Here is an 18,623-nt window from a genome sequence, read left to right on the forward strand (position 1 = left end):
TCATGCTGCCTGCAATCCTGGATTCCTGCTTGCGCGGGAATGACGATGTGAATCGCGCAGCGATTATTTAAGGCAGATTGCAATGCCAAGATTTGTCTCATTCCTGCGGTTGTTTTTCGATCGATTATCTCAGTGTTTGACAACCTAGGCGGCTTTCAGTACATTCAACGCCCATGGAATAGGTGATTTATCTTTCCTCAGCCCTCTCTTCCAAACTAAGCATCATTGGTTCTTCAATATGTCTGCACCGGATTACAAACGATACACCTGCAATCTTTGTGGTAAAGAGTCTGTGGTAGTGCCGGATTTCCACCGCGAGGGAGGGGCGTGCCAGCATTGTGGATCGATTGTACGTTTTCGTGCGTTGATGTTTGCACTGTCACAGCATTTTTATGGCAAACCAGTTCCGCTTGCTAATTTTTCTCCTGACCGGAACCAAAAAGCGCTGGGGTTGAGTGATGCGCCTCATTATGCTGATAAGCTTAATAATCTATTTGACTACACAAATTATTTTTACCATACAGAACCATACCTAGACATTTGCAATATAGAAAATATGGCGGTAGGTAGTTACGACTTACTGATTAGTTCTGATGTTTATGAGCATGTTTCGCCGCCACGCCATGTCGCGTTTGTTAACAGTTGGCATTTGTTGAAACCGGACGGACTGATGTTGTTGACGGTCCCTTATACGATGTTGCCAAAAACGGTTGAACATTTCCCGCAGTTGAATCAGTTTGGAATTGTCCGGGATCAGCAAGGTATGCTGTTGGTTAATCAACGCAAAGATCAGACTATAGAGGTGTATGACCGATTAACCTGGCACGGGGGAGAAGGTTCAACACTTGAAATGCGAGTCTATGCAGAGGCGGATTTATTGCAAATTATTGCAGATGCTGGTTTCAAGAATATTAAAGTTTGGAGTGATGATTATCCGGAATTTGGCATTTTGCAGGCGCAGCAAGGTGGTAGTTTCGTAATCAGTGCTACTAAGGATGGTAGCCGTATACCGATTGCCGTTACACAACATGATCCTTATATCGGTAATATTTATCCTGAAGATGCTGAGGTTGATCATTTTCTGGTTAACCGGCCGATTCGTATCACAGATGAGCGAGCCAAAAAAGCCATTACGCAATGGAAAAATGAGAAGGCCGTCAAAACAGCTTCACCATTTTCCAGAATAAAGCGATATTTACATAAAAAGTTTACGAAGTACGCCCGGTCGGAGTGACGTAAGGAGCTCCGACATTCCTGTTATGCCGCTTGCAATCCTGGACTCCTGACTGCGCGGGAATGACGATGCGCAACGTCTTGAGAATCAAACCTTACCATTGGCCTAACGCTTCTAAAAAATCTCGAACCGCAACCTCAAGACACTACCAACTTGCACCCCAGCGCCTCAACAATCCTGGCACTGTAGATTTCAGGTGCTTTTCCAGATACACCGGATACCATGATGACTTATGATTCCGGGAATTTAACTTACACTAAGCACAAAAAATAATGCACCTGCAGCATATTGCACTGGCTATCGCGGTGGCGGTGATTTGGGGGTTCAATTTCGTCATGATCAAGGCAGGGCTTGATGAGCTGCCGCCGATTCTGCTGTGCGCGTTGCGGTTCTTTTTTGCGGCGTTTCCGGCGGTCTTTTTCATCCGGCGGCCTAACATTGCTTTCCGGCAAGTGGCGGCTTTCGGGTTGGTCATGTTCGCATTGCAATTCACTTTGCTATTTTTGGGCATGGCTGCGGGAGCAACAGCGGGCCTCGCTTCGTTGTTGCTGCAAATTCAGGTGTTTTTCACCATCTTGCTGGCGGTCATGTTTTTGCATGAAAAGCCATCTGCTTGGCAGATTGCCGGGGCGATTATTGCATTTTCCGGTATCGGGCTGGTCGCCGCCAATCTGGGCGGCGACATTGCGGCGCTGGGTATGGGGCTGATCATTGCAGCAGCGGCTTCGTGGGGTGCTGGCAATCTGATTTCCAAACAGCTCGGTAAGATCGATATGCTGGCGCTGGTCGTATGGGGAAGTTTCGTTGCATGGCCGCCGCTTTTGCTGGTGTCATTCATCGTTGAACAAAACTTCTGGGATCTCGAAAGCTTATCCGGGCTCACGTGGCGCTCTGCCGCCGCCATTGGCTACAATGCCTACCCGGTTACCCTGCTGGGCTTTGCGGCGTGGAACTGGTTAATGAGTCATTATCCGGCGGCGACAGTGGCGCCATTTTCGCTGCTTGTGCCGGTATTTGGGTTCGCCAGTTCCGCATGGGTGATGGACGAACCCATCCATCCGTGGAAAATCAGCGCTGCCGCTTTAATTATTGCGGGTCTTTGTATAAATTTACTGGCAACCCGCATCGCTGCACGCAATTACCGGAGTTAATCTGATTTCATGAACAAACGGTCCGATTTTATCCCGGCGTTTCATTTCCACTGGCTGACACGCTACTACGATCCCATGATGCGACGGCTGTTTCCCGAATCGGGAATCAAAGCGGCATTGATTGCGCAAGCCAAAGTGCAGTCCGGGCAGATAGTTTTGGACATGGGGTGCGGTACCGGAACGTTGACGTTGCTGATCAAACAAACCGAACCAGGTGCGACAGTTTATGGCTTGGATAGGGATTTACAAGCTTTGAACATCGCGCGCGAAAAGATTGAGAAAGCGGAGCAAAACATCACCCTGCAACAAGGTTCGGCAACCTGTCTGCCTTATCCGGATGAAAGTTTTGATCGTGTATTCACCAGTTTAATGCTGCATCATCTGACGAGAGAAGATAAGCAGCAAGTGCTCCGGGAAGCGTTTCGCGTGCTCAAGCCCGGCGGCGAACTGCACGTGGCGGATTTCGGCGCGCCGCATGATACCGGCATGTGGGTGATCTCTTGGTTCGTGCGCTGGTTTGAAGAAATTCACGATCATATGCTTGGCCTGCTGCCGGTTTTTATGGCGGATGCGGGATTCCAGACAGTACAGGAAACCGCGTGCTATCGAACCGTGGCGGGCCCTATCTCTTTATACTTCACCAGAAAACCCGCAAGTAACGATGCAGCTAGTAAGAAAGATATGTAAATCGATTTGAATGGTTTGGAAGCTGTATAGGATGTGATGAGAGAGACCTGGAACGGTTAATTTCAAAGGTGATGCCAGCCATCGGATCGCGGAGAGGATGTTTTGAATCTTACCCGCAAATTTACCCATTTTTTGAAAAATACCCTTTTTTTTTCTGATATTGAATATGAATATCAGAATTCATGCTGTGCCAATTTTCGATGCAGGTCGCATGTCATAGACACCAATAACACGAAAAACGCGTAGCTTGTTTCGATCAATAACATTCAATATTTCTTCCTTATTAATTTCGGATATATTGTGATCAAGAAGCATTCTGACGTATTCAGGCAATTGCTGCTGCCCTTTCTGCTCGTTTTTATGTGGTTTTACTCCACTGAATAGCAAAGGAAGATAATGTGAAAATTTCGTAATTGATTGAATCGGTGAACAGCAAAACATGCAATGAAATGGTTTGCTTATTTCGAGAAGTTTGTTCTTTGATACTTGCTTCCCATATTTGCCATCAGCAAACTCTTTTACCTTATTAGCATTAGCTATGAAAACTGCAGTGTTGGATAGGTTGCCGCAGCATATGGTGCTGCGGCAACTTATTCTGCGAGTTTCGGTATCTGGTATACTGTAAAAGACGTAGAAGGGTACTTTTCTATTAGTCTGCGCATGGCTAAGTAGTTTCTCGAGTTGCCTTTGCGTTTTATCTGGATAATTCAGCTTAGCAAAGTAAGAGTCATGCTGCTTAATGAATTTCTTTGCTTGAAAGATCAACGGAAGATGAAAATTTTCTTCGATAAGCCAAAGCTCAAGTTCAAAATCTGCCCCGGTAGTCGCTTCCTGTTGGCGTGTGAATAGTGAGATATTGATATACTTGAATCTCTTATCCAACTCTCTCCATCTCCAAACCAGGTAATCGGTGATAGATTCTTCCTTCACATCAGGAACGTTTTCCATGAAGTTTTTAACATCTAACGAAATAGCTTTGGTAGCAGAGCAGAAATTGCAATTTTTCATAAAATATCCAGGATCATTGAGATAGTATTAATTAGTTCTACTCTCTACAATAATAACTAATGCTTTACAAATACTTAAGCGAAGATAGATGTGATGTATTAGAAAATCTGAAGATCAGGTTTTCTCAACCAGCAGTGCTTAATGATCCATTTGAAGCATATCCAGTCTTTCACACGAATGAACTTACTATTTCAGAAACTTCCGAAGAATTTATGGCTGAAGTAAATCAGAAAGTTGGTGTTCTCTCACTATCCAGAAATTATAAGAATTTACTTATGTGGTCACATTATGCAAGTAATCATAGAGGTTATGTTTTAGGTTTTGATGAATCACATGATTTTTTCCAGTTGATAAATGAAGAAAATGAAATTATGAGCCCAAATAAAATTACATATTCTTCAATGCGCAATGGCATGAAACAGGAACTGAAAGATATTCAAAAGAAATTTTTACTGGAAAAATCTATAGATTGGGCATATGAAGAGGAAATCAGAATATTCAAACATTTTGAATACGCAGATGAAATAAAAGATAATCGAGAATATCCAATTTACTTATTCAATGTTCCAAGGGAATCAATAAAATGTATATACATAGGTGCAAATGCGCAGAGCTCCTTGAAACAGAATATATTTTCTGCAATAAGAAGGCATAGACTTAATACAGATGTTTTTCAAAACAAACTATCACAAATACATTATGAGATAGATTCAGTTTTAATAAATCGAGAAAATCAATAAACGTTTAACAAAAATTGATAGCTGAGACAAAGCGAGTAGACAGCATATTCAAAATATACCCTTATCTTATCTAAGATTTTTTATATAAAAGGTTTTTTGGTGTTGCGAGGAATGCTGGGAGTATAAATGGCGGAGAGGATGTCTGACAATATAAGTAATTAATGTTTTGATTTATAAATATAAATTAATATTTGAAGAAATCATGTCTTGCCTTTGGTCTTTCCCGTAAAATTACTCAACTAAAAATAGGAAGTGCTGAAAAAATGCCAAACACGGATTCGAATCCATCAAATCAACCCGTACTTCTAATAATCGGTGATTGACGAACTACTGTAATGGAGGGTCGCCCACATCCTGCCAGATTCTAGAAGGATTGGAGAATTACCTCACAAAGCTACAAGTCAGATACGGTAAGCAGACTATAACAGGGAGAGATCAGATAAATTTAAAAGTTTGAATGAGTATATCGCGACTTACCAGATACAGATATCAAAAAATAAACGAGAAAAAGTGAAATTCATAGCAGTTTTCTCTTCATTATTAACCTAACTGGCACACCTTCTACACGCTATCCAGCGTATTCCTTACACCGTTCATTAACAATTACCATACAAAATTACCCGAACTACTTGCGGTAAGACACTTTATTACATAATAACTCTATTTATTCTAAGTAGAAGAGGTGCTAAATGTCAGATCGCAACACAATATGGATCCCTTGCCAGGAATGTCATGGTGAGAAAGATGAAAACTTGGTAGAAGTCCATATTCCAGATAAAGTGTTAAAAGAAGAAAATGTGGAGAAAGCTGAAGATCTAGATGACGATGTTATTTATGGTCTTATTAAAGATGAACGCATTGATCCTCTTCTTTCCTGCAGTCCCTGCGGTAGCGACAGTGAGACTGAATACGACGACGAAGATCTCTTAGATTTAAGCGAAAAATAGACTAGAACGCATTGTTTCAAATAGCAATTCTTCTTATATTCGCTGACAACAATGAAATTATTCGGCAAAATTAAGCAACCTAATATTTAGGCTTGAATAACTTGTTAATTGAGTCGCTGATAAAGTGCCAAATATGGCAGTTAATTAGTCCCGAAATCCGATCCCTACAAAGTGCTATAAACTAGCATTGGGTTGCTGGGATTTACAATAATTGATTGGATTCACTTTTAAATTTTGCGTGATTTCAATCCCAATTTCAAACAGTCAATCGATCTGATTACTCTTCGCTAGAGTCTAAGCTAATACTCCAAAGTATTATAGTCAACTACATAAACTGATTTTTAAAAAAATCCAATACAATCGGGTAGGTTTTATACCTACCCGATGTAATGATTTTATTTAATAATCATATTGTAAGGTAAAGTCATCTCATGCTGCTTTCTTATCACTCGCACAAATGAGTAACTTATCTTCTTCTGTAGTGCTGTCCTGGGTTGTTCTAGGTGGTTCAGGTGTTCTAGGTGGTTCAGGTGCTCTAGGTGCTCCTCGTTTTTTCCCGGTTTCTTTCGAAAAACTTTTACGCAATAATTTCATCTTCGTGCGAGTTCTCGGTTTAAGGTATTGTTCAGATTTGCAGAAATATTCTGCAATCCCGTACAAATTTTGAATTTTCACATCATCTGAAACATGAATATCACCGATTCCCAAACAATTATTCCTCTCGAATTTTGCTTTTTCTGCATTCCGGTTCCAATAAACACCCCGACCATTCGTTATTTGATTTACCCAATATTCACCGATTTCTTTTGCAAAATAAACATCGCTACCAGGCCTTCGCTTCGAACCATCATAAAATAGAAGTGCATGCGCATGCATTCCTTTTTCTAGTCCATATTCGATTTTATTAATGTAGCCCACCAGATGATCAAACAGTTTATTATGCCGTTTGTTCTTGTGAAGATGGTCGATGTCTTTTGCAAGATCCTCGATATTTACATTCTGACCTTTTTGATAACCGAAATCGATTCTCAAAACCACTAATCGTGCAAATCTTGCGAAAAGTTTATCGATTTGACGGACACATTCCTTATAATTTTTCCCTACAGCCCTTTCTCTATCAAGAATTTTTCTTTTTGTTTTTGGATCGCGGAGTTTTTCATATAAATCCCTGAAGAACCCATTAATAATTACCCTCATTTCATTATGGGAAATTTTACAATTAGAAAAAAGAAAGTATTTGTCGGGATCGTGACAGAATTCAGTTATATTCTGATCATATTCCGGGAATGAATAATCATCGCAAACAGATAAAAAAGTTTCGATCCTTTCACTATAGATACATTCAGCAGGAAGGTTACGAGCATAAAAAATAAATTTTGGTAGACTCGATAGATAAGAACTGCGCCATGAATATTGAGATTTTATGATGCGTTTATATTTATCAAACCTGGGTTTTAAGACCATATCGCGATAATTGTGTTTTATAAATTGCTTTAAAAATTTATCCAATTCCTTTATACAAATTGCATACTCAATCGCGTTGCCAGGTATATTTTCATGATCCGGTAGGTTTGTTTTCCCGGGATTACTATGATCTGACACCAGATTGTAGATAGCTTCTCGATATATTCTTTCTTCTGTGCTTTCTTCTCTGAAAATCTTTTGCTTATTTATAATTTTATTTACCTCTCAATTTTAAGGTTTTAAATAAAACTTGGGATTTCTGTGGAAATACAGGAGGGATATACGCATTGCACATTTTCCTTTCATTCAAGCTAACATCAAAAAAGTATAAATCTAATGATGGAGATAGCTCATATATCCAAAAATCAGATTACTTATTAACACTATTAATATATAGTTGATTAAATGAGATAATATTCAATACATTTAATAACATAAATAACCTGAAAGGACTCCCATTAAAAATCCCATGCTTACCAGTAATTGTAAAATCTAACGTCTAAGTTCTTAAGCTGATCTTAGAAGTTGCTCATGTACTTATTTACGCCACCAGAAATTTATCCTGGTGGCTTTAAAATATTATTTACGATTATTTAGACGAGTGCGAATCCAGTCCTCAATCTCCTTTAGTGACCACGCCGATGCGCCTTTACGCCCATTCGCGAGTTTAACCTGCCGAGGAAAATCAGGATCATAGTAAGGAGAGCTAGGCTGCAATCGTGAATAAATAGCGCTCCTAGAGAGTCCCGTCATTAATATTACTGTCTTGATTCTTATAAGAATTATTTCTGGATATTGAATATCTTCGCTGTTGAGAATCATGATCCTCCAATAGTTAAAATTAATAAATAAATTCTTTTTAAAAAAACAAACTACAAATCTAAAAATTATTTGTGGAGAAATTCCACTTTTATCTAAAAGAGCGAACCTGAATCTCAATCGCTCCGCATCAAATATATTTTCTTTGATGCTTCTATGTATCGCTTAGTGACTTGTCGGTGCACTAGCTTGTATGTATGCGTGCTTTTATGCATCTTTACCGATGCAGCAGCATTTATATAGATAGGCCAAAATTACGGCCTAAAATGGTGGGGTAATTCTTAGAAAAACGTTTCTCGATATACTGTCTCCTGTTGATTAAAAAAAGCGTCTCGCCACAAGCAACAAGGTATTAACTTTATTTCATTGAATAAACAAATGAGAAAAGGACTCCTACTTGCCTATTTATACAATATCAAAATCTTTAAAAATTTTCAACCGCAAATTAACAAAATATAGCACTAAGATTGATCTCAATATTTGAGCTTTTGCTATGCCAAAATAAAATTTAACTGTTATTTGGACACTAAATTAGCTAGACAAACCACAATTGATTTCAGTCTTAGAAAGTTATTATTATCCCGCCGTATTATTCTTGGGTTTAAAATTATTAAACTCTAATTATATGATTGGTATTGAATATCGTTCAATTCTGTACATCAAGTGAATTAACTTGGTACAGTTTTCAAATTAAGTTTTTACAACGATTATCACGCACTCCTATTGGGTAGTAATAAATTGGATACACAAAATTAAGCTCAAAAAAATAGATAAAGGAATAGTATTTAGTTCATACGAATATCCGATAGGATAGAAATGAGTAACGCTGTATATGGCTGTTATGCCACTAGCCAATTTTGGATATGAATCCATCATTGGCTAGAATTAATTACGATATTGCTTGATGAGTTACATCTCTTGTTCTTCGCATTTTTTAATATTATTAATACGTTTTGCTTTCTGATTCAATTTTGCCATTAAATCAGATTTCATTTCTTGATTGTCTGGATTACGAAGTGGTATAGCACCAGTATCGTCAAGATAAAACTCCTCAACCACAGCAACGCCTTCTTCCTCAGAATCCTCGAACGCTCCATTCTCAAAACCCAATTTAGCCGCTTCATCCAAAGCAACTTGATCAAATCCCGCTGCTTTCCGTTCATCGGCAAGTGTTTTGGCCTTGGCGATGGATTCCGTCATTGTCATACCTGTCCTGACCGTCAGATCAACGTAATAAATCGGTGCTCGATGCGATTGAGTGGTCGATTTGCCGCGCAGGCGAAGTTCCAGTGGCAATGTCGAAAGTAATTCTCCCGATGCCGCAGCAAAGTAACGCAATCTAGTCGTTAGCGTGCGGATACTGTTAAATCCAGTGGTGCGAAACACAAAGCTGCCCAATTCATCCTCATCGTCGATACGAACATTCAACCGGCCATAGGGCTTGCAGTTGCCGCCTTTAGCCAGCTCGCACGATTCCGGCGCTGGACAAGGAAATGATTGGATACCGGTTTTAGTTGCCCGTCGGCATGTTTCACCATTGCCAACACAGACAGGTCTGCCGGTTTGCCGGTCGAACATCGTGTAATTGGCGCGTAAATTGAGATCCGGATCGTTAAACAGCAGCCATACCGGAATATTGCGCAATTTGCTGCCGTGTTCTTTACGCAGAGTTTCGTTCAGAGGATGGTTGATCCAGCCGTCCTTGTTTTGTATTTGGCTGGTAATCGTGAATTCATCGTCTTTCTCAGGCAATCGCTTACCGTTTTTCTCCACGACTTTACCGATAGTTATCCGGCCAATCACCGGAGGTGTTAATGCAAGTCCTTTGAGCATGATGGTTCCTTTAGATAGCAATTAGGTTTAGGGGAATTTAGGTTGATTCATGAATCAGAAAACGCCGTGAACCGGGTTTGGTAAGACAATAGCGTTGCAGCAAATCAGGTCGATCTTTCAGCAACCGGTCAGTATCCAGTTCCGTTTTGTCTTTGCTGCGTTTCCAGGTGACTTCGCCGGTTTCAAACAACGCTTTTGTTGATTCACCCAAGCGTTGCTGGATTTTTTGCTTCAATTGGGATTCGAACTGGCTTTGGCTGGCTAATACTTGTCTGACTGCCAGTAAATCGGAGAATGTTTGTGACATTTCCGGATCACGGCTTAAATCGAGGGTTTTGCCGTTATCATGCGGATACAGGCATCGCAAAGCCAACTCCGCAGATTCCGAACCATCGGCAGATGGTGCTTGATCCAGTTCCACGAAACGCCAGAATTGCCGCTCCAACTCGATCAATTGCTCGATCATCGTCTCGTCCCGGTCAATATGGTGTACTTGCAGTTCCTGGCCGCAAATCAGCACGGCCACATCCGCCGCCTGTTTACCGGTAACTGCCAGTTGGTGCATGACCTGGAGTTGGACATATTCCGGCACGCCTTCTTTCCATAGTTTTACGCCGTTGATGCCGGTGGTTTTGCATTCCAGTATTTGCACATCCGGCGCACCGGTCACCTCCCGGTCTATATTGGCCAGCATCCAAGGCTCAATGGGGTGTTGCAATACTGCATTGATGCGCCTGACCTTGTTGCCGGTACGCTTGGTGTAATGGGCTGCAACGAAGGGTTCCAATAAAATCCCCCAGTACATCGGACTGGATTCGTCGTTGGGGTCGGTTTTTGGCAAATTGCCATCGCGACCGGTCTTTTCCAGCCACAATTCCAATTGCGATTTGTAAGGATTGAGACCGACAGCCGCAGCCGCATCGGAACTGCCGATACCGTTCTTGCGCACGTTTAACCACTGATCCCGGTTGAGATCGCGGGTTTTGATGAGTTTCAATGCCGGTTGGATTTTTATCTTTCTTTCGGGTTTGACAGAGTTGCTCATGGTTTTTCCTGATTGGCGTGTTAATGTTCTTGCTTCAAAAATGAAAAAACCCCAGCCAATGCACTATTGACTGGGGTGGATGAGTTGAAGATTTGGTGGGATGAATGAATTCTATAGGGTTCGTATTACGGGATAAATGAACCGATAGCGGTTTACTCCACCAGTTGCAGCGCGTAATCGAGAGCGCGTTGTTTGAGATTGGCACCTTGGCCGAACCATGCGCTATCGAGTCTGTGTCCCTGACTTCTGGCTCTTTTTTCGTGATCGACAAACTCGGTGACTGCGCAGAGCAACCCCCAAGCAGTTCCGTTAGCGGATGCCAGTTGCGCGCCTCTGCCGTGACCGTCATACAGCGATTGCACGGTTTTCAACGCCCGTTCATTCTTGAGGCCGGAGGGTTGATTGTCGTGATCATCGGTTTGGCATAGGACTTTGAGGAAGTAATTCAGCGACTCGTGGCTTTTGACTTTGCGCTCCGATAGGGTTTTCATGCGATACATGAAGCTGTCCCACTGCGACACGGCGATACCGAGTTGCTTTTTGACGGCTTGCGCATCGAAGCTGGTGCTGTGCGGCACTTTGATGGCGCTGCTGGCGCCATTGAGCGCAATGGATAGTGTGTTGTTGCACACTACGCGAATGGTGGTCGGCGTTGCGGTGGTCGCCAATGTGCCGTCGCAGGAGGTGGCCAGCAGAATGTAACCATTAACGGCATCGTCACCTTTGAGTTTGGTTTCCTTGCCAGTTCTAGCCAAAGCCCAAAATTTCTTACCTTCCTTGAGAACCCCGGCAGTTTCGAGCTCAAAGCCGGATACTTCGGTGAGATCGCGATAAAACTCCAGGATTGCCCTGGGCTGGACGACTTGATAGCGTTCGCTGACTACCGATAATGGTGCTTTGGTGTCGCTGCGGTACAGCACCTTTTGTTCGTCAAACGACCGCAATGAACCCAATGATCCGATTTGTTCGGTCAAATAACGCACTGGCGCTTCGCAAATACTCCAATCCATCCCGGCTTTCTCTGCCCAGACTTCAATCGGTTGTTTGGCAGGTAAATGATTGCCCAATTGGTGCCAGGGTGTTTCACCGGAATAAGCCATATTTTGAACGAGATGTGACATCGTGTGTTTTTCCTTATGGGTAAGTATAAAAATGCACGTAACGAGGCTATCGCTACTAAAAAACGATAGACCGGTACCTGCGTGGATGAAAAGGGAGTAAAAGAGAAAAATAGAAAAGCGGAAAAGCAAAAAAGTGACTAAAACCGGGGTGTGCCGGATGAATGCGACTCAATCGATCCTGAAAACATGCTCGCATTGCAGGCATTCGTAGTTATCGAGAACGCGCTCGTCAATTATTTCCCCGACTTGTGCACCTGCCATACCTCCGGAAACACCGCCGATCATGGCGCCGACCAACGCACCGGCAAACCGGCCCATGAGAGTACCGGATGGACCGAAAAAAGCGCCGATTTCGCCGCCGATTTTTGCACCTTTAAGTGCATTCGAAACACCTTGAGCGCCGCCAGCGACGATACCGATGCCGCAACAGACTTTTTTGCCCATATTGCGGGCTGTAATCAGGGTTGAACTGCATTTGGGGCAATGAATAGCCATAGAAACTCCTTAAAAATATCAAGAAAGAGAGCATTGATAATGCTCGATGGATGAGAAATGATAAAAAAGGGTTTTATTGGGGAGAAACAGGAAGAGAAACAGGAAGAGAAACAGGAAAATCAGGAGAAAACACGGGTAAGAAACTGATGAATCAATGAAATTTGGTGAATTGAAGCTGGTGATTGTGGCAAAACCATTTTAAAGGGTGTTTGCCGTGGCTTCAGAGAAAGTATATGTGACTGAAAGGTTTTAGGAGGGGAATTTGCTTGATCATTTTGGTGAGGCAGTCATTATTTTAATTCTGGATTCGCAAGTGCAAAACGAATAAAGCACCCCGCCCCAGGCAGCGGGGGAATAACTGCGCTCTTAGATCTGCTAGTTTTCAACAAGATTTCACTCCCTAGAGGTGGGGTATTGAGCCCACAGAGATTAAACTTAAATGTAATCTGCTTTTCTGTTGTTCTACCTTACCTTTACTGAATTATAAAATTAGGTCACAATTTGTAATGTTACATAAGTTACATTACTTTGAGGCTAGGATGAGCATCGGAAAAAGTGGTCGGGTTGTGATAGAAATTGATCCTGAATTAAAAATGGCTCTACATGCAGTATTAATCAAGAATGGCCTTACACTTAAAGAGTGGTTCGTTTTAGCAGCAGAAAATTACTTGATTGATGCTAAACAAGGATCTTTGCCTTTTGATGAAAATGAACATCAAATGAAGGAAATTCTTAAATGAAACCTTTTGATAGTTCTTCTGCTGTATCTTTTGGTCGCCATGAGACTTTCACGCTTCGCTTTGGATGGTTAACAAAAGGCTTCAAAGCATGGTGCGAAGATTCCTCAATCTTTGAAAAAGATGATGCAACGGTTGTTCTCGGTGTTGGCAAAAACATGGTGCATGCAATCCGCTATTGGCTTATCGCATGTCAAATTTTAAAAGCTAATAAGCATACATTGATATCGACTGAGCTTGGAAAACGGTTATTTGATATTGAAGATGGATATGATCCCTACCTTGAAGACGATGCGACCATTTGGCTTCTTCATTGGTTAATTGCATCAAACGCCGAGAACGCGACATCATTCTTCTGGTTTTTTAATTTATTCCACAAACCTGAGTTTACACAAAAAGAATTATTTGAAGCTTTGCAAGTATTTGTACATGAGAATATAAGTAGCCGAGTTGCTAGTAATACTTTGAAAAGTGATATCACATTAATGCTACGAACATTCGAACCAACAATAGATTTTAAGAAAACACCAATTGAAGAAGGACTCGACTCTCCGCTAGCTATTCTCGGATTGATTAATGAAATTGGTAATTCAAAATATCATGAATCTAAACGTGAGAATCGCTGGAATATTCCTGTTGTATCATTCAGTTATGCGATATTGGAAGTTTTTAAACTTTTTCAGCTACCTAACCTGCCTATCGAACAGTTGATGAATAGTGATGGTTTTTATGCAGCTCCAGGAGCCGTCTATAGATTAAATGAAGAAGGATTGCTCGATAGGCTGGAAGAAATGATAGCTTGGTTACCAGGTGTGTTTGAAATTCGAGAAACTGCCGGTATTCATCAATTATATAAGCTTAAGCAAATAGAACCATTGGATGTCTTAGATAAATATTACGAAGAATCTAACGAATCACAATTGGTGGAGATAAAAGCATGAGGCTGATAAACCATTTGAGAGTTAACACGCATTACACCAGATCGATCAATCTGGAACGAGATTCTGAAGAAGATTCAAGTGCATGTGCTTATATCCCAACGCATCGTGCGATTCAAACGTTGAATCGTGTTGTCGACACAATTAATACTAAAGAAGCGCCCCGTGCATGGGCATTAGTAGGGCCTTATGGATCAGGGAAATCGGCATTTGGCTTATTTCTTAGCCAATTATTAGGTAACCCAGAATCTGTAACATGGCAACATGCAATGAATGTATTAAAGAGTGCAGATGAGAGCCTAGCCAACAAGATTAAAAACAAACTTACCGGAACTGATGGTTATTGCTGCATCAATTTAACTGGTAGTTCAGAAGCTCTTAGCAAAAGGCTCACGAAAGCTATGCTTACTAGTGCCCAGGTTTTTTTTGGTAAAAAGCGTGAGCCTTTACCGGAAGTTTTTAAGCAGCTTGAGGCTGTTTCAAAGTCTGATTTCGTTACCTCTTCAGTAGTTATTGAACTAATTTTAGAGCTTCAGAAAGCCGTTTATCGAGCGAAAGGTGTTGGCATTCTTATCATAATTGATGAGTTAGGAAAATTTCTTGAATTCGAAGCGAGAAATCGCAATGCAAATGATGTGTTTTTATTACAGGCAATTGCGGAATCTGCTTTTAAGCCCAATTTAATCCCATTGCATTTTGTGGTTTTATTACACCAAGCTTTGGAGCAATATTTTCAGGGCTTTGGAGAGAAGCTTAAGAATGAGTGGAAGAAAGTACAAGGTCGTTTTGAAAATGTACCATTTCTTGAATCCGTAGAACAAACTCTACAAATTCTTTCGGTATCGCTGATTCCCAATTTCGATAACGATATTGTTGTACGAAAATCTACTCAATGTGAACACATAGCGAAATCACTCTTCTTGGTCAATGCGTTGCCTGCTGGAATGAGTATTGCAACAGCTCAAAAATTATTTGAGAACTGCTATCCCTTACATCCTTTAACTTTATTATTATTACCCACGCTATGTCAAAAAGTAGCACAAAATGAACGTACTTTATTTACTTATTTAGGAAGTCAAGAACCATATGGTTTTCTTGATACATTAGCTCATCTTGAGATCACTGATGATAGATTGCCGTGGATAATGCCTTGGGAAATTTATCAGTATTTCATTTTGAATCAGCCAGGACTAACCACAGATCATGCAACTCACCGTCGCTGGGCAGAAGTCGTGATGGCATTGGAACGTTTAGGGGATGCATCCATACAGGAAATCCAAATACTCAAAACTATTGGATTACTTAACATTATTGGTGCTCAAGGTGGTTTAAAAGCCTCAAAAGAAATTATCGCCCTTTGTGGTGATAGTAATGAAAACATTATCAATCACGCACTGGAATTGTTACAAAAAAAGTCAATTATCACTTACCGTAAATTTAATGCTGAGTATCGTGTATGGCAAGGCAGTGATTTTGATTTAGAAGCTTCGGTACAAGAGCAAAAAGCGCAAATGACCAATCTTCATCTTGCAGATACACTTAATGAGAAAAAACCTTTGCAACCTGTCGTCGCTCGACGCTATGGGATTGAAATAGGCACGCTACGATATTTCAAGCCAGTATTTATTGATAGATTTAATACGAATAAAATCGTTTTAACAACCGAACCTACAATATATTTATGTCTTTCAGAATCGGGGGAAGATGAGGCTCTCTTTGAAAATTACTTGAGTACACTGGGGTACTCATTAGCAATCGGTGCAATTATATGTTCAAGTGCCACAGTGAAGGAATCTTTGATTGAGCTTATTGCTTTGCAAAAGATTCAGCATGGTAGTCCTGAATTAGCATCTGATCCGATTGCTCAACGTGAACTTAAAGATAGATTGACTGTTGCAATCAAGAATGAGAGAAAGGTTATTTCAAGAATTCTTGAAGAACCAAGTAAATCGACTTGGCATTGGGGTGTCCGACACTACAAAGTAAATAATAAGCGTGCATTCCAAGAGCTATTAACGTTAGTGTTGAAAAGTAATTACAATAAAACGCCACATTTACATAATGAACTGATTAATCGAGAAAAGCCTTCCTCAAGTGCAATAGCTGGCCGTAAGAAATTACTACTTGCTATGATTGATATGGAATCTGTTGAAGATCTTGGAATTGAGAAATTTCCACCAGAGAAAGCGATTTATCGTTCTATTCTTCGTATTACTGGCCTTCATACAAAGACGAATCAAGGGTGGCAATTTACAGTACCTGAATCTGCATTAGCATCAGATAGGGGTATTCAATCTCTTTGGGAAGCAATCGATAACTTCTTAAGTCGTACCGAACAAAGTCCTCTAGCGATCTCTCAACTGTACCAAGAGCTACTAAATCCACCCTATGGTATTAAATCAGGCCTCTTACCAGTGTTATTTCTTGCAGCTTATTTGGTTTATAGGGAAGAAATTGTTATCTACGAAGATGGTTATTACTCACCATTCCTAACTCAGGAATTATTGGAAAAAATCTTGAAGTCGCCTGAGATATTCTCAATTCAGCGTCTCAGAATTGATCATCTTAGAGACCAGCTTTTCAAGAAATATGCTCAAGCTATTACACTTGATGACCCTGCTGAGGTTAATATGATGGCAGTACTTAAACCACTATCCAGGTTTATGGTCAATTTGCCGGATTATACAAAGCGAACTAAACGTATTTCTGAGAAAGCACAGAAAGTACGTGAGCATTTCTTTGCAGCCAAATCCCCAGCACAATTGTTGTTTAAAGAATTGCCGATTGCCTGCGGATTCAAACCAATTGGCGCAGAAACAACAATTGAAGTGCTTGAGGATTTTTCCAAAGAATTAAAGTCAATATTCTCAGAACTGAGAATTGCCTATCATAGCTTGCTAAGCGAGTTTCGGTTGATGCTTAAAAATAGCTTTAATGAGAATGAGAAAATTGCATTCTCAGAATTGCGTGAACGCTTGCGCGGACGCTATGGCCCTCTTCAAACATATACAATTGATACACATGGATTAAAAGCATTTTTGGGTCGTTTGGCTGATCCCTATGGTGATGACGTACATTGGCTAAATAGCCTGGCAACTTTTGTTGCTCGCAAACCTCCCGAAAAATGGTTAGACGAAGATATAAATATAGCGGAATACCGTCTTGTTGAATTTTCAAAACGTTTGCGCGATCTGGAGCGCTTGCGTATTCACTATGAAGACAGTGCAATATCTTCTCATAACACTCAAATTGAGGTGGTGATGCTACGAACGGTACGCCAAGGTGGAAATGATCATGATGCCATTGTTTCACTTGATGAATCAAAGAAAAAAGCAGTCAGCACGAAATTTGCTTCAATTCAACGCGAGTTAAGTGATTTGCCTTCAGAAGATCTGCGTTTAGCACTTCTAGCACAGCTTTTTGAAGAACATATAGAGAATCAAAAGAATAGGGATAGTAATTTACTATCTAAAATAGAGACGGAGGCAAGTAATTGATCGATAAAAAAATACGTCACGTCCTTGGTCTTTCTGGAGGTAAAGATAGCTCTGCGCTTGCAATTTTTATGCGAGATAAAGTGCCACAGATGGAATACTTTTTTACTGATACAGGTGCTGAACTACCCGAGACCTATGAATACTTGGATAAATTAGAAGCTTACCTTGGCAAGCCTATTACTCGTATCAATGCTACACGGACTTTTGATCACCTTCTTAAAAATCAATATAACAATTTTCTTCCATCCCCTAATACGCGCTGGTGTACTCGTGAACTCAAGATAAAACCCTTTGAGGAGTTTGCGGGTGATGATATCGTCGTTAGCTACGTAGGAATACGTGCTGATGAAGATCGAGAAGGATACGTAAGTACTAAACCTAATATCAAAGCAGTATTTCCTTTTAAAGAAGCAGGTCTTGTATATGCTGATATCATGCGCATTTTGAATGATTCTGGTCTTGGCATTCCTGCTTACTATGAATGGCGTAGCAGGTCAGGATGCTATTTCTGTTTTTTTCAGCGTAAATCTGAATGGGTTGGTCTCAAAGAACGTCACCCGGATTTATTTGAAGCCGCAAAGCACTATGAAAAATTTGATGCCGAAACAGATACCCGTTACACCTGGTCACAAGGAGAAAGTTTGGACGAACTTGAAGCCCGGTCTGAAGAAATTAAGCGGAACGTAAATCAAAAATCACAATCCCTCCCGGTTAAAAGTTGGCAAGTCACGCTCGCATCAATTGCTGAAGAAGAAACCGATGAATCTTGTTTGATTTGTTCTTTGTAATCTTACAAACAAATTTTGATTTTTCAAACAGAATTTAATTTTGATATCAAAGAATATTCTTACAACATAATTCGCTAGTATGACTCATATTAACAATTTGATTACTTTCTTACGGCATT

Annotated in this window: 16 protein-coding genes; 9 read left to right on the forward strand and 7 right to left on the reverse strand. The window is 40.8% G+C overall.

Annotated features, from left to right (window positions below):
* Window positions 1-238: 238 nt before the first annotated feature.
* The 3 genes from ABD07_RS11600 to ABD07_RS11610 all read left to right on the forward strand — a co-directional run bounded on the left by ABD07_RS11600 (window position 239) and on the right by ABD07_RS11610 (window position 3,072).
* Window positions 239-1,234 (forward strand): hypothetical protein, encoded by a 996-nt coding sequence (locus tag ABD07_RS11600; protein WP_160818397.1) that lies wholly within the window; start codon window positions 239-241, stop codon window positions 1,232-1,234.
* Between the two features lie 272 nt (window positions 1,235-1,506).
* Window positions 1,507-2,385, forward strand: coding sequence for an EamA family transporter (locus ABD07_RS11605; protein ID WP_160818398.1), 879 nt, complete (start codon window positions 1,507-1,509; stop codon window positions 2,383-2,385).
* Between the two features lie 9 nt (window positions 2,386-2,394).
* Window positions 2,395-3,072 carry a class I SAM-dependent methyltransferase gene (locus ABD07_RS11610; protein ID WP_160818399.1) on the forward strand — a complete coding sequence of 226 codons (678 nt, stop codon included), beginning with the start codon at window positions 2,395-2,397 and terminating at the stop codon, window positions 3,070-3,072.
* A gap of 180 nt (window positions 3,073-3,252) precedes the next feature.
* Here the strand turns inward: ABD07_RS11610 and ABD07_RS11615 are convergent, their stop codons facing one another.
* On the reverse strand, window positions 3,253-4,080 hold the full coding sequence (locus ABD07_RS11615; protein ID WP_160818400.1) for a DUF6615 family protein: 828 nt from the start codon (window positions 4,078-4,080) through the stop codon (window positions 3,253-3,255).
* Window positions 4,081-4,139: 59 nt separating this feature from the next.
* Here ABD07_RS11615 and ABD07_RS11620 point away from each other — a divergent pair, with 59 nt between their 5' ends.
* The gene (locus ABD07_RS11620; protein WP_160818401.1) at window positions 4,140-4,820 is read left to right on the forward strand and encodes a DUF2971 domain-containing protein; all 681 of its coding nucleotides are present in this window, start codon (window positions 4,140-4,142) and stop codon (window positions 4,818-4,820) included.
* Window positions 4,821-5,509: 689 nt separating this feature from the next.
* Window positions 5,510-5,767 (forward strand): hypothetical protein, encoded by a 258-nt coding sequence (locus ABD07_RS11625; protein ID WP_160818402.1) that lies wholly within the window; start codon window positions 5,510-5,512, stop codon window positions 5,765-5,767.
* Window positions 5,768-6,196: 429 nt separating this feature from the next.
* Here the strand turns inward: ABD07_RS11625 and ABD07_RS11630 are convergent, their stop codons facing one another.
* The 6 genes from ABD07_RS11630 to ABD07_RS11655 form a co-directional block, all read right to left on the reverse strand.
* Window positions 6,197-7,369: a YagK/YfjJ domain-containing protein gene (locus ABD07_RS11630; protein ID WP_160818403.1), complete on the reverse strand. Its 1,173-nt coding sequence runs from the start codon at window positions 7,367-7,369 to the stop codon at window positions 6,197-6,199.
* 441 nt (window positions 7,370-7,810) lie between these two features.
* Window positions 7,811-8,053, reverse strand: a complete 243-nt coding sequence (locus ABD07_RS15355; RefSeq protein WP_160818404.1) for a helix-turn-helix transcriptional regulator — start codon at window positions 8,051-8,053, stop codon at window positions 7,811-7,813.
* A gap of 906 nt (window positions 8,054-8,959) precedes the next feature.
* On the reverse strand, window positions 8,960-9,883 hold the full coding sequence (locus ABD07_RS11640; RefSeq protein WP_160818405.1) for a recombination directionality factor: 924 nt from the start codon (window positions 9,881-9,883) through the stop codon (window positions 8,960-8,962).
* A 37-nt stretch (window positions 9,884-9,920) separates the two neighbouring features.
* The gene (locus ABD07_RS11645; RefSeq protein WP_160818406.1) at window positions 9,921-10,928 is read right to left on the reverse strand and encodes a YqaJ viral recombinase family nuclease; all 1,008 of its coding nucleotides are present in this window, start codon (window positions 10,926-10,928) and stop codon (window positions 9,921-9,923) included.
* Between the two features lie 152 nt (window positions 10,929-11,080).
* Window positions 11,081-12,049 (reverse strand): DUF932 domain-containing protein, encoded by a 969-nt coding sequence (locus ABD07_RS11650; RefSeq protein ID WP_160818407.1) that lies wholly within the window; start codon window positions 12,047-12,049, stop codon window positions 11,081-11,083.
* 168 nt (window positions 12,050-12,217) lie between these two features.
* Window positions 12,218-12,544: a hypothetical protein gene (locus ABD07_RS11655; RefSeq protein ID WP_160818408.1), complete on the reverse strand. Its 327-nt coding sequence runs from the start codon at window positions 12,542-12,544 to the stop codon at window positions 12,218-12,220.
* Between the two features lie 539 nt (window positions 12,545-13,083).
* Here ABD07_RS11655 and ABD07_RS11660 point away from each other — a divergent pair.
* Genes ABD07_RS11660 through ABD07_RS11675 form a run of 4 tightly spaced genes read left to right on the forward strand, consistent with a single transcriptional unit; the run spans window position 13,084 to window position 18,504 of the window.
* Window positions 13,084-13,284: a hypothetical protein gene (locus ABD07_RS11660; protein WP_160818409.1), complete on the forward strand. Its 201-nt coding sequence runs from the start codon at window positions 13,084-13,086 to the stop codon at window positions 13,282-13,284.
* A complete protein-coding gene (locus tag ABD07_RS11665) occupies window positions 13,281-14,222 on the forward strand; it encodes a DUF4007 family protein (protein ID WP_160818410.1) in 942 nt (313 codons plus the stop codon). The genes ABD07_RS11660 and ABD07_RS11665 overlap by 4 nt, the downstream gene beginning before the upstream one ends.
* On the forward strand, window positions 14,219-17,716 hold the full coding sequence (locus ABD07_RS11670; RefSeq protein WP_160818411.1) for a site-specific recombinase: 3,498 nt from the start codon (window positions 14,219-14,221) through the stop codon (window positions 17,714-17,716). Before ABD07_RS11665 ends, ABD07_RS11670 begins: the two co-directional genes overlap by 4 nt.
* Window positions 17,713-18,504, forward strand: a complete 792-nt coding sequence (locus ABD07_RS11675) for a phosphoadenosine phosphosulfate reductase family protein (RefSeq protein WP_160818412.1) — start codon at window positions 17,713-17,715, stop codon at window positions 18,502-18,504. The genes ABD07_RS11670 and ABD07_RS11675 overlap by 4 nt, the downstream gene beginning before the upstream one ends.
* Window positions 18,505-18,623: the final 119 nt, after the last annotated feature.

Source organism: Nitrosomonas oligotropha (assembly GCF_009833085.1).
Classification (GTDB): Bacteria; Pseudomonadota; Gammaproteobacteria; order Burkholderiales; family Nitrosomonadaceae; genus Nitrosomonas; species Nitrosomonas oligotropha.